Annotated in this window: 19 protein-coding genes; 11 read left to right on the top strand and 8 right to left on the bottom strand. The window is 53.7% G+C overall.

Annotation, left to right across the window (positions count from 1 at the left end; all coding sequences use genetic code 11):
- The first annotated feature begins 27 nt into the window (after window positions 1–27).
- The 11 genes from AWM79_RS24260 to AWM79_RS09080 all read left to right on the top strand — a co-directional run bounded on the left by AWM79_RS24260 (window position 28) and on the right by AWM79_RS09080 (window position 11,783).
- Complete coding sequence (locus AWM79_RS24260) at window positions 28–1,116, top strand: glycosyltransferase (protein WP_167375427.1); 1,089 nt, start codon at window positions 28–30, stop codon at window positions 1,114–1,116.
- Between the two features lie 139 nt (window positions 1,117–1,255).
- Window positions 1,256–2,278 carry a UDP-glucose 4-epimerase GalE gene (gene galE, locus AWM79_RS09040; RefSeq protein WP_060782655.1) on the top strand — a complete coding sequence of 341 codons (1,023 nt, stop codon included), beginning with the start codon at window positions 1,256–1,258 and terminating at the stop codon, window positions 2,276–2,278.
- A 307-nt stretch (window positions 2,279–2,585) separates the two neighbouring features.
- On the top strand, window positions 2,586–2,900 hold the full coding sequence (locus AWM79_RS09045; protein WP_060782656.1) for a hypothetical protein: 315 nt from the start codon (window positions 2,586–2,588) through the stop codon (window positions 2,898–2,900).
- Window positions 2,901–2,982: 82 nt separating this feature from the next.
- On the top strand, window positions 2,983–4,083 hold the full coding sequence (locus tag AWM79_RS09050; RefSeq protein ID WP_082712594.1) for a polysaccharide biosynthesis/export family protein: 1,101 nt from the start codon (window positions 2,983–2,985) through the stop codon (window positions 4,081–4,083).
- Between the two features lie 13 nt (window positions 4,084–4,096).
- Window positions 4,097–4,756, top strand: a complete 660-nt coding sequence (locus AWM79_RS09055) for a YjbF family lipoprotein (protein ID WP_279615811.1) — start codon at window positions 4,097–4,099, stop codon at window positions 4,754–4,756.
- Window positions 4,753–5,520: a capsule biosynthesis GfcC family protein gene (locus tag AWM79_RS09060; protein WP_060782657.1), complete on the top strand. Its 768-nt coding sequence runs from the start codon at window positions 4,753–4,755 to the stop codon at window positions 5,518–5,520. Before AWM79_RS09055 ends, AWM79_RS09060 begins: the two co-directional genes overlap by 4 nt.
- Window positions 5,517–7,598 carry a YjbH domain-containing protein gene (locus tag AWM79_RS09065; RefSeq protein ID WP_017133394.1) on the top strand — a complete coding sequence of 694 codons (2,082 nt, stop codon included), beginning with the start codon at window positions 5,517–5,519 and terminating at the stop codon, window positions 7,596–7,598. Before AWM79_RS09060 ends, AWM79_RS09065 begins: the two co-directional genes overlap by 4 nt.
- Window positions 7,595–7,957, top strand: a complete 363-nt coding sequence (locus tag AWM79_RS09070) for a VanZ family protein (RefSeq protein ID WP_060782658.1) — start codon at window positions 7,595–7,597, stop codon at window positions 7,955–7,957. The genes AWM79_RS09065 and AWM79_RS09070 overlap by 4 nt, the downstream gene beginning before the upstream one ends.
- 640 nt (window positions 7,958–8,597) lie before the next feature.
- The gene (locus tag AWM79_RS09075; protein WP_082712684.1) at window positions 8,598–9,260 is read left to right on the top strand and encodes a winged helix-turn-helix domain-containing protein; all 663 of its coding nucleotides are present in this window, start codon (window positions 8,598–8,600) and stop codon (window positions 9,258–9,260) included.
- Between the two features lie 259 nt (window positions 9,261–9,519).
- Window positions 9,520–10,062 carry a winged helix-turn-helix domain-containing protein gene (locus AWM79_RS24265; RefSeq protein ID WP_082712596.1) on the top strand — a complete coding sequence of 181 codons (543 nt, stop codon included), beginning with the start codon at window positions 9,520–9,522 and terminating at the stop codon, window positions 10,060–10,062.
- Window positions 10,063–10,394: 332 nt separating this feature from the next.
- Complete coding sequence (locus tag AWM79_RS09080) at window positions 10,395–11,783, top strand: undecaprenyl-phosphate glucose phosphotransferase (RefSeq protein ID WP_244159628.1); 1,389 nt, start codon at window positions 10,395–10,397, stop codon at window positions 11,781–11,783.
- A gap of 244 nt (window positions 11,784–12,027) precedes the next feature.
- Here the strand turns inward: AWM79_RS09080 and AWM79_RS09085 are convergent, their stop codons facing one another.
- The 8 genes from AWM79_RS09085 to AWM79_RS09120 all read right to left on the bottom strand — a co-directional run.
- Window positions 12,028–12,876 carry a MinD/ParA family protein gene (locus tag AWM79_RS09085; protein WP_060783963.1) on the bottom strand — a complete coding sequence of 283 codons (849 nt, stop codon included), beginning with the start codon at window positions 12,874–12,876 and terminating at the stop codon, window positions 12,028–12,030.
- A gap of 432 nt (window positions 12,877–13,308) precedes the next feature.
- On the bottom strand, window positions 13,309–14,040 hold the full coding sequence (locus AWM79_RS09090) for a type VI secretion system ImpA family N-terminal domain-containing protein (RefSeq protein ID WP_060782661.1): 732 nt from the start codon (window positions 14,038–14,040) through the stop codon (window positions 13,309–13,311).
- 23 nt (window positions 14,041–14,063) lie between these two features.
- The gene (gene tssE, locus AWM79_RS09095) at window positions 14,064–14,498 is read right to left on the bottom strand and encodes a type VI secretion system baseplate subunit TssE (RefSeq protein WP_060782662.1); all 435 of its coding nucleotides are present in this window, start codon (window positions 14,496–14,498) and stop codon (window positions 14,064–14,066) included.
- Window positions 14,499–14,501: 3 nt separating this feature from the next.
- Window positions 14,502–15,038: a type VI secretion system lipoprotein TssJ gene (gene tssJ / locus AWM79_RS09100; RefSeq protein ID WP_026013336.1), complete on the bottom strand. Its 537-nt coding sequence runs from the start codon at window positions 15,036–15,038 to the stop codon at window positions 14,502–14,504.
- Window positions 15,019–16,116: a type VI secretion system baseplate subunit TssG gene (gene tssG, locus AWM79_RS09105; RefSeq protein ID WP_060782663.1), complete on the bottom strand. Its 1,098-nt coding sequence runs from the start codon at window positions 16,114–16,116 to the stop codon at window positions 15,019–15,021. The genes tssJ and tssG overlap by 20 nt, the downstream gene beginning before the upstream one ends.
- Window positions 16,080–17,849: a type VI secretion system baseplate subunit TssF gene (tssF, locus tag AWM79_RS09110; protein ID WP_060782664.1), complete on the bottom strand. Its 1,770-nt coding sequence runs from the start codon at window positions 17,847–17,849 to the stop codon at window positions 16,080–16,082. Before tssF ends, tssG begins: the two co-directional genes overlap by 37 nt.
- A gap of 24 nt (window positions 17,850–17,873) precedes the next feature.
- Window positions 17,874–19,457, bottom strand: a complete 1,584-nt coding sequence (gene tssA / locus AWM79_RS09115) for a type VI secretion system protein TssA (RefSeq protein WP_060782665.1) — start codon at window positions 19,455–19,457, stop codon at window positions 17,874–17,876.
- Window positions 19,454–19,689, bottom strand: a 236-nt coding sequence (locus tag AWM79_RS09120; protein WP_167375416.1) for a hypothetical protein, incomplete at its 5' end; no start/stop codon positions are given. The genes AWM79_RS09120 and tssA, both read right to left, overlap by 4 nt.

Below are 19,689 nucleotides of genomic sequence, written 5' to 3' on the forward strand. Positions count from 1 at the left end.
TCTTAGTCAAGGACCGAAATGCGAATAATGCATGTAACCGAAGCTTTGGGCGGCGGCGTTCTAAACATCATCCATCAATTAGTTTTGATGCAGTCCGCCGATGATCACGAGGTAATAATTGCTCACTCAATACGACCAGACACACCTAACTCTAATGAGCTCGCGGTACTATTCCCACGCCCAATAGTGCGTATCGAACTACCAATGAAAACGAGCATTTCCCCACTAAGTGATTTATTGGGGTTAATTAAGCTTATAAAACTTATAAAAAAAACAAAACCGGATATCGTACACCTTCATTCATCCAAAGCTGGCGTTTTGGGGCGTCTTGCTTGCAAAATCATTGGTCGTTCGAGCTCATGTATTTATACACCACATGGCTTTTCTTTTTTAAGGAAAGATCTAAGTTCTAAGGTACGTTCAGTCTTCGTTGCTATCGAACGATTGAGTTCATATTTCGGAGGGACAACAATTGCATGTTCACAAAGTGAGCTAGAACATGCTATTCATCGCGCAGGGCAGAAAACCGCAGTATTGGTTGAAAATAGTATCCCTCTTGAAATTGTGACCGAAGCGATCGGAAGCGGCAAAAACTGCCAAATCGCCTCGGCTGGCCGCTTATGCTATCAGAAAAACCCATCTGCCTTCCGCGAGCTCGCCATTGAGTTACAAAAAGAGCCAGCATCCTTTTTGTGGATCGGGGATGGCGACCTAAAACATCAGCTTTTAATTAACGGCAATTTACCCGCCAATCTAAGAGTTACTGGTTGGACATCAAGAGAGTTGGTAGCCAATCATCTTCGTCTTTCGGACATATTCATTATGACTTCTCTTTGGGAAGGCATGCCCTTGGCGCTAATTGAAGCACAAGCATCTGGACTACCTGCCATTGTACTTGATGTCGAGGGCTGTAAGGACATTGTGATAGATGGTAAAACTGGATTTATCTGCCAAAGCATAATTGAAATGCAGAAAAAAACCAGATTATTGATAAATGACGTTGCACTAAGAAAAACAATGGGAGCAGCTGCACGCAGCATGGCCCTCGAACGTTTCTCTCAAGATCGCATGCACAATGAGATCTTGAACGTTTATAACTCCCGACTGAATACTTGAAGCTAGCGTCTCACTCACACCAAAACTCCAAATAAAATATGAAAACCTAGCCACGAGCAAATATTCTAATTATTTTCATCTTAAACACTTATCAACACTGAAACCCTCTAACACATTTATCTTCTAATGGGACACTAACGTGAGCAAAAAAGTACTAGTGACTGGTGGTGCCGGTTACATTGGCTCGCACACGACACTCGCGTTGCTCGAGTCGGAATATGACGTAATTGTGTTAGACAATCTCTGCAATAGTTCACAAGAGTCACTGCGTCGAGTAGAGCTTCTTTGTGGAAAATCACCCGAATTCATTCATGGTGATGTCCGTGACCAAGCATTACTGGATAATCTGTTCGCTTCACATCAGATCAATGCAGTATTACATTTTGCCGGTTTGAAATCTGTAGGGGAAAGTGTCCGCGAACCACTCGATTATTATGACAACAATGTCGCAGGCAGCCTCACGTTGTGTCAGGCGATGGCGCATGCTGGGGTTTTCAGGCTCGTATTCAGCTCTTCCGCTACGGTGTACGGCGAACCGACGCAAATGCCGATCAGCGAGGACTTCCCCACCGGGGTACCGACCAATCCTTATGGCCGCTCCAAACTGATGGTCGAAGAACTATTGCAGGACCTGGCGAAATCGGAGCCGCGCTGGAGTATCGCCCTGCTCCGCTACTTTAATCCGGTGGGCGCCCACCCTAGCGGGATGATCGGCGAAGCGCCTAATGGCCTGCCGAATAACCTCCTGCCTTATGTCAGCCAGGTAGCAATCGGTAAGCTCAAGCAGTTGTCGGTATTCGGCGCGGACTATCCGACGCAAGATGGCACCGGGGTGCGTGACTACATCCATGTGCAGGATCTGGCTGAGGGCCATTTGAGTGCGTTAGCGGCTATCGTGCAAAAGACCGGCGTGAACATCTGGAACTTGGGCACAGGTGTCGGCTACAGCGTGCTGGAAATGATTCAAGCGTTCGAACAGGCCAGTGGTCGAGTCATATCTTATCAGGTGGTTGAGCGCCGCCCAGGGGATATTGCCGAGTGCTGGGCCGACCCGAAAAAAGCCGCCCATGAGCTGAACTGGAAGGCCAAGCGTGGCTTACAGGAAATGATGACCGATACCTGGCGCTGGCAGACAGGTAATCCGCAGGGCTATGGTCAATGATTTTATCGGCCGCTAACATTTTGAATGATCAAAGAATCATCACTTCGCTCCCTAAACTCGATAATCAGCAGCCTACCGGATCGGGATGTTAGAAAACGTCAGCAACCAAAAGCGCTCTAGACGGGTATTCTTAGGGCGATATTGCGAAAATGGAATGCCGGCACAGAAGCCACTCGAATGTGATATTCGTCGTGCTCAGGGCCGTCGCAACTTTTCCAACATACACAATGCTCGAAGCCGTACTTTCTGCACTTACACCGCTCAAGTATCAACGCTAATACAGACGATCTATCAAAAGGAATTTTCCATGAGCAAATTATTTGTTTCCGCGCTAATGCTTGCCTTGAGTACCACTGCCCTGGCCGCTGAGGCTCCTGCACAATCCTCCACGCCTGCTGCGGCGGGTTCTGCAGCAACCGCCCCCGCCGGATCGGCAACCGGCACACCTCTAGCGACCTCCACCGGTGTACTGGGCGGGGTCTCCACGACGACCGCTGTGGGTGTCGGCGTCGCTTTTGCAGCGGGCGTCGCAGCGCTGGCCGCCAGCGGTGGTGGTGGCGGCGGTGGAAACAACACCAGCGGCACCACTGGCACTACCGGGACCACCGGCACCACCCGCTAAGCCTAACGTCAGGTCGCCCTCAACCTCCCGGAACAATCCGGGAGGTTGGGTTTGTTGTGCTCCTTCCACAAGTGTCTTCCTTATGATTCGTAGTTTGTCGCTCGCTTTGCTCGCAGGCGTTGCCCTGCAAGGTTGTATGTTCGCACCCGGTCATTACCTGGACACCAGTGAAATCGGCCGTGATGGCTCACCGGAAAGCAGTCGGGTCGAGTTGATTCCGATAACCCCCAAACTGATTGCCCAGAATGCGGCGGCAAATGTGTCCGGCTCGTTACCAGCCGAATTGTTGGCGTTCAAGCCGGGAGCCTATCGGATTGGGGCCAATGATGTGTTGTACATTACCGTGTGGGATCACCCGGAGTTGACGGCCCCGTCAGGAGCGCAACAACAAATCGACGCCAACGGTCGCCTGGTTCGCCCGGATGGCACACTGTTTTATCCCTACGTCGGCAATGTTCAAGCCGCGGGAAAAACCATCGAAGAGTTGCGCGAATTTATCGCCGAGCGCCTGACGAAATTCATCGATAGCCCGCAGGTGGATCTGAACGTGCTGCGGTTCGCCAGCCAGAAGGTCGTCCTCTCCGGCGCGCTGACGAAAGCCGGTCAACTGCCCATCACTACCTCCCCCCTCAACGTGACGGAAGCGATCGGTGTTGCCGGTGCCGACCCGTTGAATGCCGACCTGTCCGGCCTGACGCTCACCCGCGACGGACGTGAATACCGACTGGACCTGGATGAACTCAACAGCACCAGCTCCCAGTTACACAAGGTCTATTTGAAAGACGGCGACCAGTTGTACCTGCCGTACAATGACCGTAAGAAGATCTACGTCATGGGCGAAGTCAACCAGCCACGGGCCGTCACGTTCAAAATCAGGCAGATGAATCTGGCGGATGTAATCGGCTCGGTTGGCGGCTTGAACCAGACCACCTCCAATGGCAACGCGTTATATGTGATTCGCGGCACTGACAACCTTGAAACCGAACCGGCTAAAGTCTTTCAGTTGGATGCCAAATCGCCCACCGCGTTTGCCCTCGCCAGCCGCTTCAACCTGCAACCGCAGGACATCGTCTACGTCGGCCCTGCCGGGGTAACTCGCTGGAACCGCGTGATAAGTCAGTTGGTGCCTTCAGCGAGCATTTTAGGTACCGGAGCAGCTGCGCAAAATAATCTTCGTGAATAAGGTTTGAGCCGTTTTGAAAAGTTTTCGTAACTGCTCATGCTTGGCGGTGGTTTTCCTGCTGGGCGGCTGTAATCCCTTGATGCAAGCCTCCCTGGAGACGTTCAAAGCCACTGCAGTAAGCGCCGAACCTCTGCATTTGAGCCCGACCCAGGTACAAGCGGTGCCCTATGCGCAAATCAAGGTCACCACCGACTCCAGCGAAGGGGTGATGGCCCGGCTGCGCCAGCAGGGCGATCTGGGGTTCTGGGTCGCCTCCGGCAAGCAGGTGTTGTTGATACGCGACGGCCTCGCGGTACGCAGCGTAGGTCTCAATCCCGAGCTGGATGGCACCCGATTTGACGGCGAATCGCCGTTCAAGCGCGGCCTGCAGCAATTGCCCGACGGTTATCGCAGCACTCGCTGGATCGATCTCTATCAGGGTCGACGGGTGGGGCTGGCGGTGCACAGTCGCTTCAGTCGCCAGTCAATCGAGACTGTCCGTATCTTGGACGAGGATTATGCGCTGCTGCGCGTCGATGAACGCATCGACATTCCCGAGCTGGGGTTTCACGCCACCAACCGTTTCTGGGTCAGGCCCGACGATGGCCTGGTGCTGCAGAGCGAGCAATATCTTACGCCGGAGCTTTTCTTGAAGATTGTGCATTTGCGTCCTGACTGGGAGACGACCCGGTGAGGTATTCGAAAACGCTGTCCGCTTGTCTGTTGCTCGCCAGCGCTACGTTGACTCAGGCAGCAGTCACGGTGACGGGGGATGTGTTGAATGCCGGTCCCGTTACGTGGGTGCCGGGTGCGCGCCTACTGGATGTGGTCAACCAGGCTCGCCCGAACGCCGAAAGCTACTGGCTGGCCGCCGCGTGGCTGCACCAACCGCTGTTGGAGCAACAGACGCGCCTGAAAGCAGGTGTGCTGTTCGATCTGAAAATGCTGCAACGGGGCGCCTTGCTCAGGCAACAAGACAAGCTCGCGGACCTCGCCGCGCGGCTGCACCAGGACGTCAATCGCTTGCCGGTCACCGGGCGCCGACTTGCGGTGCTCGACCCTATTGCGCTGGAGGTTGGGTTCGCTCGCAACTACCTGGTCAACGAAGGCGACCAACTGATTTACCCGACCCGCCCGGACTCGGTCACGGTACTGGGCGCGGTGGCACAGCCCTGCACTCTGCCCTATCGCGCTCCGCTGCAGGCCCGCGAATACCTTGAAAGCTGCTTGCCGCTACTTGAGGCAGAAGCCGATTACCTGTGGTTGATCGGTCCCGATGGGCAGGTCAAGCGCGTCGGCATCGCAGGCTGGAACCGCGAGGAGGGGGTGTATGCCGTGGCGGGCAGTAGGATTCTGGTGCCAATACGCAACGATGATCCCGATCTGCCCACTGCGGATTTGAACGAGCAACTGGCCCTGTTTCTCGCCACCCAACCGCAGGCCGAGGTGGCCCCTTGAAGTTACGTTTTGCCGCCGTAGTGTTGCTGCCCTACAGTCTGGCTCATGCCGAGCCACGTTTTACCCAGAATGATTTCGGTGGTGTGGGGTTGTTGCAGACCCCCACCGCGCGGATGGCCCCAGCCGGCGAATTCAGCCTCAACGCCAATCGCACGGATCCTTACTCGCGCTATAGCCTATCATTGCAGCCGCTTGACTGGCTGGAAGGGTCGTTTCGTTATACCGCCATCACCAACCGCAAATACGGGCCAGAGTCCCTCAGCGGTGACCAGAGCTATAAGGACAAGGCGGTCGATGTTAAAGCCCGGCTTTGGAAAGAAAGCCATTGGCTACCCGAGGTCGCGATCGGTTTCCGCGACATCGGTGGTACCGGCCTGTTTTCCAGCGAGTATTTTGTCGCGAACAAGCGTTACAACAATCTGGATTTCAGCCTGGGCATCGCCTGGGGCTACATCGGTAACCGCGGGGATTTCGATAATCCGCTGAGGCACATCGATAGTCGTTTCGACACCCGCCCGGTGAGCTCTACCGCGGGCGACGTCAACACCGACTCGTATTTTCGTGGCTCGCCCGGGTTGTTCGGTGGCGTCGCCTATCAAACGCCCTGGTCGCCCTTGAGTCTGAAACTCGAATTCGACGGCAACGATTACAAGCGTGAACCCCAAGCCAACAACCAGAAGCAGGACTCACCGATCAATATCGGTGCGGTCTACAAGCTCAACGACTCGATCGATTTGACAGCGGGCTGGGAGCGCGGCAATACCGCGTTGTTCGGCATCACGCTGCATACCAATTTCGTCAGTCGCAAGGCGCCGATCAAACGCAACGATGCGCCGGCCGAAACGCTTGCGGCTCAGGTGCCGAATATGCGGCTCGAACAGGTTGACTGGGCCGGGGTTGCCAAACGCCTGGAAAACAACGCCGGTTATAAAGTTGAGCGCATTGCTCAGCGTGATTCCGAGCTGATGGTGTATGGCGAACAGTCGCGCTATTTCTATTCAGCCAAGGGGGTGGGCCGGGCCAGCCGGATTCTGGACAACAGCGCCAATAAGCAGATCGATTGGTTCACACTGGTCAACAAGCGTTATGACATGCCGGTGGAAGAGGTCAGCGTGCCACGGGAAACCTTCCGTTCCGTGCTCAATAACCAGCAAGACATCATCGACCTACACCGTAGCACCGAGCTGAATCGACCCACGGCGCACCGGGAAAACACCTTGTATAGCCAAGAGTTGCAGCCTTTTACCTATGGTTTCGGCTTGGGTTACAAGCAAAACGTCGGTGGCCCTGACGGCTTTCTGCTGTATCAGGTGACGGCTGACGCGGACGCCGAATACCGCTTCACCCGCAGCACCTGGGCCAGCGGTGGCCTGAGCGTCAATCTGCTGAACAATTTCGACAACTTCAACTACGACGCACCGAGCAACATGCGTCGAGTGCGCAGCGATTTGCGCAAGTACATCACCACTTCGGATGTCACCATGCCAGCGTTGCAGCTCAACCATGCCAAACGGCTGGACCAGGACCTGTATGGCATGGTCTATGGTGGCTATTTGGAATCGATGTTTGCCGGGGTCGGAGGTGAATTACTGTACCGTCCCATGGGCGAACGCTGGGCCGTGGGCGCAGATTTGAATTATGTGCGACAACGCGATTTTGATCAGGGTTTCGGTCTTCGCGGATACAAGACGCTGACCGGCCATATCACCACCTACACCGAGCTGCCCTTCGACTTGCAGGCAGCGATCAGCGTCGGGCGCTACCTGGCCCGGGATTGGGGGACCACGATCGATCTGTCCCATGAGTTCCGTAACGGAGTGAAGTTCGGTGGTTGGGTCACCCGTACCACGGCCTCGAAGGAAGAGTATGGCGAAGGCAGCTTTGATAAAGGTATCTATATCTCCGTCCCGTTCGACGAGTTGATGAGTACCTCCACAATGCGTCGCGCCAATCTGGTCTGGGCTCCGCTGACCCGCGACGGTGGCGCACGGCTTAATCGCCAGTATTCGCTGCACACGATGACCGATGGACGCGACAGCGATGCGTTCTATAGAAACTTCGAGAAAATCACCGAATGAAACTGTTCTTTCAACGCATCACACGGTTGCCCTTCTGGTTGCGCCTGCTGTTTTTTATCGGTGTCAGCGGAGTTCTGCTGATTGCCGGGTTGCGCGCGCAGCCGATTCCAGAGGCCTTTGCGCAAGAAGACAAACTGCATCATTTTATTGGCTTTCTTGCGCTGTCCTTTAGTTGCCGACTGGCATTTCGGCGGGTAAGGCTGATATGGATTGCCTCGGGTTGCCTGCTGACCGGGATTCTCATCGAATGTGCACAAGCACTGATGCCGCTGCGTACCGCATCAGCTTACGATGCCTTGGCTAATGGCTTCGGGGTATTGATCGGTTTGCTGATTGCATGGTACTGGGTGCGAGACTAATCAGGGCATGCATCTGCTTACTAACGAAACTGGGTAGCGATTGGCTCTCTCATTCCTAGGCGTAAGCGATTTCCCCTGAGGCGCGCCTATTCGCGAAGACAACGGTGCGATCTCAAGCTTAAAGGCAATAAAATTCCCGCGTAGGTCAGTGGCCGCCACCGAGTCTGTGCCACATTGCAGGCCCCCATAGCCGTCAACCCTATATTTAAATTTTTTGCAACAACGTGATGAGCCTTGAAGCGTTTTGCCCTCCTCCCCTCAACCTTATCCTGCCCAAAAAAATCGAGCTTTTCGGGTGCGGGCTATACGTCATGCATTTGAACCAAACACCACGAGCGCACTCAAAGATGCATGAGGAAAACTGGTTATGTCTATTTCGTATATGAATATAACTTTTTAATAGATCTCTCTAAAATCCCAACACTCTTGGATAAATACTTGACGTTGGTTTTTTTTAGAGTGCGGCCATGAAAACCATTTTATAAAAGTAATACAACCAGATCGGAATTTTCCTCAAAATGTTATAAAATGTCGAATAGCATACTAAGTAGATATGGCAACATTCTTGTGCCGCTAAGCATTTGAGACGGACGATATGGTTCCCGCAGGACGCACTTCCAGAAGGCAGGACGCTGCTATTTTGACTTTCACACGCACTCAAGCGTTGACAGAACGTTTAAAGCAGCTGACTGCCTCGGAAGCATTACATCTTGACGCATCAACCCCCTTCGAAACATCGAACCAGATGTGCGCTATTGATTCTGTAGAGGCCGTTTTTATCGAAATTAATGGCCCTACGGTTATCGATGAAAGCCTTGATCTTGTAAAGAAAATCCGTCGCGTGAGTCATGCAGCCAATATTTTTATGTTATTCACACACGCAAAATCGTTTTCAGGTGTGAAATACTATCTCGCCGGAGCCGACCATTGCATAAAGCTGCCAAACGATCAGGCAGAAAAAACCAATCTACTTTCAACCATATTCCACGATTCTATGTGGAAAGAAAAAATCAAACTAATTTTGGACCGAACGCGCCTTCTCCTGCATGCGGACACTAACAAAATTGAAATTTCTTATACAGAGATGACAATACTTGACGCCCTGCTCAAGGCACCGCAACACGTTATGAGCCAAGAAAGCATTGCCAAAGCCCTGAATCCGGATGTCGTATTCTATGATCCACGCGCTCTAGAAAAAACCATCAGCCGCCTACGTACTAAGATTAGAGCCGCCTACAACATCGAACTGATTTACAGCGTTCGCAGCTTTGGCTATCGAATGCGCCGGGGCATTATTTCTTAAAATCCAATGCAGTAGCTTTAAATTTATTAGCCACGAGCACTTGAAAAATTAGAACTGCCTGGCTCAACCTACATCGCAGCGCTACCAATCGATATGTAAGAAGCTCGCTGCTTTATTATTTAGGAGTCCTAGTTAATTTCTGAAAGCGCAAAAAAGCTAGAGATCTTTAGTATAAGTGTGACACTTGATAGCACCAAAGCTGCTTTCAACAAAGATCTAGTGGATTGTTTGCGCAGAGCGAATAGGAAATCCCCGACTTATGTCATACACAGAGAAAAACAGCCGCGATACATTCTACTTTTTGACAAGAAATCATTCCTCATCGGATAAATCATTAAAACGCCAGGAAGATAGGAAGACACCGTATATGGATTTTTCAACTGAAGTAAAAAATTCATTCAATAACAACGTATTTTATACCTACACGGCTATCGTTGCGCGCCAAAAGCCGGCCACCTATGGAGTATTCACATCGGAAAGCCGCTCAAAGAATGCGTGTACAGTTTCTGACGTCTGGTCGTTCAGACTTAATAAACGTGAACTATCCAACGCAAACACTAAAATCTCGCTCACGGCCATTGAGTCACTATTACTCAAACAATTGGTACTGAGTCACCGCCGGGTGTGCAGCAAGAAAGAGCTTATCCTAGCCATCAACCGGGATCCCTCGAACTATACGGGTCTTGAAATGTGCCTGAGCAGGCTACAAGATAAATTCAATAGTGCATATGGAAAACGCTTGTTTCGATCGGTGAGAAATCGAGGCTATTGTCTCGTTCAAGATGTGAAGGTCATCGCCTGACGAATATCATAAAGTTAACTTATTCTTTATTATGACTATCTTCTATACGCATCATACACCGCATCCTGACTGATCGCCCCCGGCCGTAGAACTCATCGAATAAGTGTCGCCCACGGAACAAAACCGCTTACAAAAATAATACGCGACACCTTCCCGATCAAAGTTATAAATCGTCGGACACCTCTCTCCTTCGAAGTATTATCATTAAAAAATCATAAAGCTTTCCCGCATGAAATTTGCGAATGAATAAGTGTGCGTAAAGACTATAGCCACGCCCAATACCGAACCAGCAGAAACTTCAATATGGACAGTCATTTCAAAGGGCCTGCATCTTGATACATACTCGTATAGATCGAAAAGCTGTCGCTAAGGGACTCACTTTTTGGAGTCAGTGGTCAGCATCGATGAGTTGCGTCATCGCACTTCTGTTGATACTGGCATATGACGAAACGGGTGCCGTCAACTTCCATTATCGAATGTTAGCAATTCTGACTTTGCTGGTATCTGTACCTGTGTATTCCGCACTCCAGGTATATTACAAAAAACATGACTACTTCAACGGCTTGGCTCGCTTGCTGCTGGGCTGGACCACTACCATGGCATGTTTACTTGCCATCATGCTTATTAGCAGGGCAAGCGATTTATTTTCTCGAGAAACTATTATCACCTGGTCACTATTGGGTTATATCGTACAAATTCCGCCTTACCTTACAATGCATCATCTCTCCAAATATTATCATCAAAAACTAAACTACCAATATAACAGCCTGATTATCGGCACGAACAATATTGCGTTGAAATTAGCTGATACCTTTTCCCAGCAAAACCACTTCCCATTGATCGGCCTTGTCAGCTCTACTCCCGCCAATAGCGTAGCGAGATCAAACTTGATAGTCGGTGAGCTGAAAGAGCTCAGGACCCTCATCACCACCCATGACATCAGGCGCCTTTATATCGCTCTTTCACTCAGTGAAGCGCAACATATTGAAGCCTTGTACATTGATCTTCTTGATCTGAATGTCGATGTTGTCTGGGTTCCTGATCTAGACAGTATGATGTTGCTTAATCACTCCGTGAGTGAAGTAGGTGGTTTACCTGCGATACATCTCAACGAAAGCCCCCTGACCAGCTACCCTACCGCGGCCCTGAGTAAAGCGTTAGTAGACCGTTTTGTATCATTGGTTGCGTTGATCTGTTTGAGCCCGCTACTGATCACAGTAGCTGCAGCTGTCAAATTATCCTCGCCCGGTCCGGTTATTTTCAAACAGAAACGCCATGGCTGGAATGGCAAGATCATTAATATCTGGAAGTTTCGCTCGATGCGCGTCCATGACGACAAACATGTGCAACAGGCAAGTCGCCAGGACTCACGAGTGACTGCGGTGGGGCGTTTTTTACGGCGTTCCTCAATCGATGAACTACCACAATTATTCAATGTACTACAAGGACATATGGCACTTGTCGGACCGCGCCCCCACGCCATCGCTCATAATGACTATTACACCGGAAAAATACATGCTTATATGGCACGCCATCGAATCAAACCAGGGATTACCGGGCTTGCTCAGATAAGTGGGTGTCGTGGGGAAACCGACACCCTTGACAAAATGCAAAGGCGTGTTGAGATGGACCTTGATTACATTAATAACTGGTCGTTGTGGCTTGACATCAAAATCCTTATCAAGACCCCTTTTACACTTCTCTCAAAAGATATTTACTGACATCGGAAGCATTCTGTTTCGGCAACCAGCAATTGCAAATCCCCAAGGGATAATAGAATGCTTCCTTATTAGTCTCATCAAATGGCACTGACTAGGTAGAGCACCAAACAATCAGCCGAAAAAACCCATAAAATGTTCAAAAATATAAATCAAGTCATTTATAAAATTCGTTCTTAACGAACAAACAAGACCATAGAGCACACCATAGCAACATTAGTAACATCACTTCATATTTCAAATTCGATTAAAATATTGCATTTCGAGTTTGCATTCTTATTAGTTTTTCGACAAAAAATTCCTGATGGCCACGAGGTCCAGCCTGCAAAGTCCAGCGATTGAACTTCAATGCAAGTGAATCCATTGCTTTCGAAAACTCGGAACGCGGTAACGCCTCGTATATCCCACGTTGCTGCTGTACAACCTTATGCATTGCATCGTCATAGGGTATTGAACCTGCAAACTGTAGTGAGACATCTAAATATTTATCGGTTAAGGCAGTCAACCTTTTAAAGAGGCGAAGGCCCTCATAGACATTTCGCATCATATTGGCAAGCACTCGAAATCGGCTCAATCCATAACTACGGTGCAATAAGCTAATCAGCGCATAAGCATCGGAGAGAGAAGCTGGATCGCTGGTTAGCACTACCAGGACTTCCTGAGCAGCCCGAACCATGCTGATAACCGATTCACTAATGCCGGCCGCGGTATCAATTATCAATACATCCAGGCTGTTCTCAATACCACTGAACGATTGAATTAAACCTGCATAAAGCGCTGAGTTAAACTCTACCCTATCATCCAGACCCGAGGAAGCAGGAACAACTTTAATACCCATAGGCCCAGGATGGAGTAGATCCCTTAATTCGCAATTACCCTTGATCATATCAACAATAGTGAGTTTTGGATCGAAGCCGAGTTGCACATGAATGTTTGCCAGCCCAAAATCCGCGTCGAATAACACCACTCGCTTGCCTGAATTGGCCAAGGCCAAGGCCAGGTTCACAGAAATGCTGGTTCTTCCGACTCCACCTTTTCCGCTCGTTATCGCGATAACTTGTATTGGCTGTGTTCCAAAACAGCTTTCTTCAGTCATTATCAATCTACCTTGATTAAAATCGACGGCCATTCCATCCTTCACAATCTTGGCGCCAGAACATCTTATAAACTCTCTGCGCCTATCAAGAAACACGACTAAATTTTAACTGGAAAAAGCTCACACCTTGCAACCGCCATAAAAACAAAAAAGCTAGAGCCTTTTCAATTATAACACTCGAAATAAAAGATGCGCCTGACAATTTATAACATTTATTTTAAACATAATGCTTTCACCTTTAAAAAACGACACCCCACCAACAACAAATTAACTATCGCAAAATAAAATAGTGCACACCACGCGAATGATTTAATAATAAAAATTTTCAGTCAAACGAAATACCGAGCATTTCAAAAAAATACAAACTCAGTGCTGTCTTTTCCACCCCATCCAACGGACGGTCAAATATGGCAAAAAAGTAATTGACCGGGCTCACGTCGATAAAGCGATACACCAGCCAGAACCAGACACCAGGGCGATAATGGCGGCCACCGCAAATAACCATAGAGCAATGCGTCGCTTCCGGGCTTTCGAGACCGCAGATGGTATTTCAGGTATCGGCTGGCTGGCTAACACCACTACCGGCATCACCAACGCCGGTGTCACAACCCTATTCAGTTGCGGTACCCTCTCACTAACATGGAGATTTCGCGCCAGGCGCTGCATCAGGCCACTGATCTGATGACGCAGTGCTTGCAACATGACCTGAGAGACTTGCGCTTGATGTTCCAATTGCGCGTTTAAGCGGGCTAACTCACCGTCCAGGCGTGCCAAGTTGGGCAATGTTTGGGTATCGATCTCCAACCCGCGCAGCAACGGCTGAAATTGCGCGAACAGCCAAGCGAGGATGTCCAGGCGCACTGGTGACATCGGTGGCCATACGCTTGGCCATTCGCGGCAAAGCGCCTCGATCAGCGTCACCCCTTGCGTCATACCCTCCAGGCCGTGGCGTCGGCTACAAGCCAGAGCAAAAGCCGCGACAGTGTGCAGCTCTGCCCCGTTATGGTGGAACAACGTCAAGCACAACCGTTCGACCTTAGCCCAGTCGACGTCCGGGCATGCCGGATGACTCAGTTTGGCCAACTCGTCATGCAACGCGGTAAATTCTCTGAAGCCACGCGGGTCACCGCCGACCCGGATAGGCATTTCAAATAAAGCCGTCATCCCGCTTCCCTTCCGTTACAGCTTTACGCCAGATAGTTCTGCCGCTTCAGGTGACGCACCAACACTTTCCCTTCGGGCGCCAGGGTCGCGCCAAAGGTCATCCGTTCGCCCCCTTTTAACTGCGCGTCCAGGGCGTACTCCAGGTGGCCAGGCCGGGTCTGTGGCAACAGTTCGATGTTCACCGCCGCCAATCGCGGCTCGTACTTGAGCAAAGTGACAGTCAGGGTATCCATCAGCCCATGAGCAGAGGCAGGCAGCCCTTGCAGGATCATGCCCATGTCTGGCAGGCCGTAATCCGGCAAGTGGCTGAGCGCTCCCGCCCGGCTGTTGAGGATGCGTTGCAGGTTGTCCAACACCGACAGGGTGTACTGGTCCTCTTGCTGGACGCGACACAGGTCCAATTCGCCGGCAAAATTCTGCAAAAGCATTTCGTAGAGCGAAGGATTCAGCTCACTCACGGCTTACTCCTCGGCTAACGGTTGCAGGGTCAGCCGGTTGTTGCCCAGTTCGATTACCCGTGCCCGGTCGGGGTCCAGATCATCGCGAGTCAGCGTCAGGCGCCAAGTGTTCATCTGGGTATCGGGGGTGCGAAACAACGCCACCACGGTGACGAACCGAGCGTTCTTATTCAGGGGCACGTCCAGATTGGCGCCTTCTCCGGGTTTAACCACCATTGCCTGCTGGTCCAACAAATCGGCGCGTAGCAGGTTATCGGCATCGCTCAACACGCTGTCATAAGTAGCCTTGGCCACGACTTTATTGTCGCGCATCTGATACACCCGCACGACGGTGGGCACCGATAAGCCACTCATGTCCGTCACGTCGTTGTTAACCGCCGCCCGCCCGGTAAAATCCAGGTGCAGGGTCTTCACTTGCGTGTAGAAGATTGCCTTGGCCGTGGACGTGGTGGCGTCGGTCACGGTCTGGGTCAACCCGCAGCCGCCCAGCAGTGCACCGAGCACCGACACCTTCAATAGATTAAAAACGGTACGTGACATGCTGCGTCTCTCTGTACTGAGGATTGCTCTGCAGACCTTGGTATCGGCCCAGGTTGATGGTGATGGTGTCGTGCTCTGCGACCCAACAGGCCTCGCTACCCAGGCCCAACACGCCGGTCAGGCCCAGAAGCACCGGCGCACCGCCAAGCATCGCTTTGGGTAGGCTGCGTAAGGGCAGCGACAACTGCAATTTCGTGGTGCAACGCCAGCCCAGATACACCCGCAACAACACCAGCAAGTCGTTGTGCAGTGGGTTGCCCGGCAACCAGCCACGTGCTTCGCCCAGGTCCTCGGTGAACAGCGCCAGGTGCAACTGGCTGTTGACGTCGTGGCCGACGCGACCCAACGGTGTCCCCTGGCATAAGCTCACCGGATGACTCCTCGACAGGCTGGCGGGTTGCGCCAGTGCCACTGTCTGTGGCCAGTGCGGCGTCACCCGGGCCTGGGTGTTGACGGCAAGTAACTTGACCAGCGCGCTGATACCTTCGGCGTTGCGGGTGGGCAGGCGCATCGTGCTGAGCAGCGCCAGGAAGCGCGATATCGGCGTGGCGACCTGCCCGGCGGTGCCGGGAATCCCCAGGCCGATCAGCCCCAACAGGCATTGCGAAGTCGCATCGCCGCCGCCCGCCTCGAACGTCGCCGGGTAGGAGTATTTGCGCCAGATGCGATAAAACTGGGTGAATATCCGGTGATTGAAAATATCGAGGAATGCCTCCAGCGCCTCATGGCCTTCACGGCGTTGGGCGATATCGTCCAGAAAGATCGTGGGCATCGGCGAGTCGACGCCGTACAGCCCCAACAGACGGGTGCGTACCGTCGCCGGACGTTGGGGATGGCCCTCGCAGGTTTCGATCGCCTTCAGCTCTCCCGCCGGAAAACCCATGCCGGGGTCGGGCCGAAAGCGCACCGGATCATTCGCCAGGCACGCAGTACTGCCCAACGGCGGATGATTGGGCAGTGCTTGTTCCAGCAACTGACAGAAGCGGTACAGATTGGCCCCGGCGACCCAACCGTCCAACGCCTCCAGGAGTCCGACGGCTTTCAGCCGGGAATACGCTGACTGTGGTTCTCGTTCCATCGCAGGCACTTTCCAGTAGGTTGCAGGATCAGCGTGAGCTGGTTGAACAAATGAATATCGGCATACAGGCCAAAGAAGCGATGGAGCATCTCGCCAAACAGGCTGATGTCACCCTCCCCCGAAAAACCACTGGCCTCGAGGGTGACTTCGATATCCACCCCGCGTAGCAGGAAGCCTTTCTCGAAGCGCTGAACCAGATGATGGCGAACCTCGACAATCGCCTCCAGACGACGGCGATTCATCTCGCTACCGCTCCAGTCATACAACGCCAGGGTGCCACGCAGCACTTCGGCACTATCGAGCATCGGCAAGAAATTCGAACCCAGGTGGCTGAGCAGGCGCCAATGAAAACGATCACGGTTGGGCGGGTAGCACGGCAGGTTGGGGGCACACAGGTTGCGTACCCGCAAGCCGGTCTGGGTGGATTGCACCACGGTGTCGAGCAACGTGCTTTGCAGCGCCTTGCGCGGTAGCAATCCATTGGTGCCGGTCAAGCGCAACGACACGCTTTCACTGTGACTCAGTCGATCCTTGTCGAAACCGTCACCGCCCAGAATCAACCAGGTGTCATGTAAACCCTTGGCGGAACGCTTCAAACGGGTATGGAAATAACGCTCGGGGGCATCGTCGCGCAGCATGCCGCCCTGGTGGCGAAAGCTGGTGAACGGTACGTAGTCCTGGCGCACGGCGTTCTTTGATGAAGTGACTTGGTCGACCGAATATATTTCAGTGTGACCATCCTGCAAACGCATGGGCCGCAGCAGATAGTCGGTTTGCAATGGCGCCAGGGTCAGCGGGTCCGACTCCAGCGGGAACAGGTTGATCACCGGCACGCTGTGCAAACGAAGGTGTTCGCTGCTCAAGCTAAATTCGGCTGGCCATGACTCGCGCAGCACCACGTCCAGTTCGAACCAGGGTGTGTCAGCGGTGAAGTTCAGTTGTTCAAGGCCACAAAGAGTGACAAACATGAATTTTTCACGAAACGAAAAATACTCCAGCAGCAACTGGTAACCGCTGAAGGCACTCTCGCCCTTGGGCCACAGCCGATCCTCATCGGCGAACCCCTTAGGCGCAAAATGGCCCTCCAGCCGGTGACGCTCTGGCTGGCCCGACAGCCGCACGTATAGCGCTTGGGTATTCAGGGTCAGCGCCTGATGCAAGGCACTGGCCAGCGGCGCATCGGCATTCAGGTACAGCGGCAAGCGGCTCAGGTCGATCTGGCTCCAGTCGCTCAATGCGCCGCAGACGAAACGCAGGCGCAGCAGTGAGCGACCGTCCGGCTCGTAGGCCAGCCGCACCGACTCCAGGGCCAACGGTTGCAACGTCAAGTCCTGGGTGGTGGTGTAACGGCAACGCGTGCGTTGTGGGCCAATGGGCTGGGACAACACCTCGAAGCCCTTGGCGATCGGCTCGCTGCGCTTCATCTGGGCCAGTTCGGGGACCAGCTCGATAATCGACAGCGAGGGAATCGTGCGTAAATAGTGAGGCCACAACAGGCTGACCAACCCTTCGGTCAGCTCCGGCAAGTCATCGTCGAGCTTCTCGCGCAGGCGCCCCATCAAAAAGGCAAAACCCTCGAACAGGCGCTCCACATACGGGTCTTGCGCGCCTGGCTTGTCCAGGTTGAGTTGGGCAGCTCGGTCCGGGAACGCCTCGGCAAATTCTTTGCCGGCTTCGCGCAGGTAACGCATTTCGGCGTCGAAGTAGCGCAGTGTCAAATTGTCCATACTCACAGATTGACTCCTGATCAATGAGGGTTAGCCGCAGAGCACGGCGGCGCGTACCGGATCAATCGCCACCAGCTCTGCCAGTAGCACCTCGATGCGCCGGGCCAGGCTGGGTTTGTCGGCGTCGTTGCGCTGCGCTTTCAAGCGCAACAGCTTGAGCAGGCGTGCCTTGGCCTCGAAATTCAACTCCGGCTCCCACTCCGCCAGAACGTGCTGCTGCGCGCTGGCATCCAACTCCGCCAGCAGATGCATGGCCAGGTCGCTCTTGCCGTATTGCTCGGCCACCCGCGCCATCAGCAGGCGCAGCAACCAGCGCTGACGCCCGCTGTGTACGCCGGGCCGGTCCGCCAGCCAGGCGAGCGCCACGTCCACGCCCTCGCTGTCGGCCTGGGCCAGGGCTTCGCCTTCCAACGACAGGATGTCGGCGTCTGCGGTGGTCAATACCGTCTTCGGTGCCGGCAACCATTGCTCCGTGCGATTGCCACTGACGTGCCGGGTTATCCAGTCGCGGGTGGTCTCGTCGGCGAACGGGATACCGTCACTCCAATGCAACAACTCAAGGCCCGGCAGCCGTTCGAGGAACATCCCCAAATCACGTTTGACGATGTCTGCCCAACTGTCTTGTGGGGCCGCTTGTTTGCTCAGCGCCTGGTACAGATACCACTGCAGATCCAGCCAGAAATGGTTCACTCCCTCGGCGTATACCTGTTCGACCTGATCGAGCAATTCAGCCCAGCTCTGTTGCAGGTATAACCGCTTGAGCTGTGCCCGATAGTCACCACGGGGGGACGCCAGGCGTGTATTGCCATCGGTTTCGTGAGGTGGCGCCTGGTGCACCATGTCCCAGCGCAGACTCTTCATCAACCGATGAGCCGCCAGCCAGCCCTGGGGTTGATCGCGCAAATAACCCGCCAGCGCCCGACCGTTATCCAGCAGGTCACGTCCAGACTTGATGGCCGTGGCAGCCGGTGTCGTCTGCAAGTTCGATTCGTGACTGGCGCTGTACTGCGGCACCAGCGCATCCACGCCGCCGGACTGCGTCAACCGAGCGGACAACGCGCCATACAGCGCGTCAAGGGCAGGACGCTGATCGTGCGGCCAGGCTTCAAGCCCGCGCTCCAGCCAGGCCAGCGCCGCCACCGTTCGCTCCGCCTCGCTACGCACCACCTCGGGGTACAGCGACAAACTGTCCAGCACCTTGGCGCCGGCCAGCCATTGCAGCGCCATCTTGCGGCTATTGGGCCGCGCTGGCAGCACTTGGTCGGCGTAGCGTTGCACCAACGCGGCCAGCAAGGTCAGCCCATCAGCCAGACCGGCCTCACCGTCCTGCTGCACGCGCGCCCACAGGTAATAAGCCCCCACTCGCAGGTCCTTGCAGGTGCGGATGAGCAACTTCTCCGCCAGTTGCACCACTCGCTCGGCATCCGCCCCGGACAGCTTGTTGACCTCCTCGCGCATGCGCTGAAAATCATCGTCATAGCCTGGGTCTTCGCCCACGGGCGAGCCGGCGCTGATAGGCTCCAGCCACGGTTGCCAGCAATCGGCCTGACTGCGGGCCAGAATCAGCGGGTCGCGCTCGCCCAGGCACTGGGTGATCAAGGTGTGCAAGCTCATTCAAAGCTCCCGCTCTGCGCATAGGGCACGGGAGCGGCGCCCTCGCTGAGGAAAATCTGCCGGGGCAGCGTGAAGTGACGCAACTTGAGCAAGGCCAAAGGCCCCGCGTCCAATTCAGTGCGCAGGTTCCACGTCAGGTTCAGGCCATCGGGGGCCTTGAGGACCATGCGATAGCGGCTGTCGCCGTCGTCCAAGGCCGTGAACCGGGCCTTTTCCAACAACCGAATCAGAC

The sequence above is a fragment of the Pseudomonas agarici genome (assembly GCF_001543125.1).
Taxonomy (GTDB): domain Bacteria; phylum Pseudomonadota; class Gammaproteobacteria; order Pseudomonadales; family Pseudomonadaceae; genus Aquipseudomonas; species Aquipseudomonas agarici.

Excerpts from the sequence above, each read along its gene's own strand:
- AWM79_RS24260 (WP_167375427.1), top strand. The coding sequence starts at position 28 with ATGCATGTAACCGAAGCTTTGGGCGGCGGCGTTCTAAACATCATCCAT.
- AWM79_RS09045 (WP_060782656.1), top strand. The coding sequence starts at position 2,586 with ATGAGCAAATTATTTGTTTCCGCGCTAATGCTTGCCTTGAGTACCACT.
- AWM79_RS09050 (WP_082712594.1), top strand. The coding sequence starts at position 2,983 with ATGATTCGTAGTTTGTCGCTCGCTTTGCTCGCAGGCGTTGCCCTGCAA.
- AWM79_RS09070 (WP_060782658.1), top strand. The coding sequence starts at position 7,595 with ATGAAACTGTTCTTTCAACGCATCACACGGTTGCCCTTCTGGTTGCGC.
- AWM79_RS24265 (WP_082712596.1), top strand. The coding sequence starts at position 9,520 with ATGTCATACACAGAGAAAAACAGCCGCGATACATTCTACTTTTTGACA.
- AWM79_RS09085 (WP_060783963.1), bottom strand. The coding sequence starts at position 12,876 with ATGACTGAAGAAAGCTGTTTTGGAACACAGCCAATACAAGTTATCGCG.
- AWM79_RS09090 (WP_060782661.1), bottom strand. The coding sequence starts at position 14,040 with ATGACGGCTTTATTTGAAATGCCTATCCGGGTCGGCGGTGACCCGCGT.
- tssJ (WP_026013336.1), bottom strand. The coding sequence starts at position 15,038 with ATGTCACGTACCGTTTTTAATCTATTGAAGGTGTCGGTGCTCGGTGCA.
- tssG (WP_060782663.1), bottom strand. The coding sequence starts at position 16,116 with ATGGAACGAGAACCACAGTCAGCGTATTCCCGGCTGAAAGCCGTCGGA.
- tssA (WP_060782665.1), bottom strand. The coding sequence starts at position 19,457 with ATGAGCTTGCACACCTTGATCACCCAGTGCCTGGGCGAGCGCGACCCG.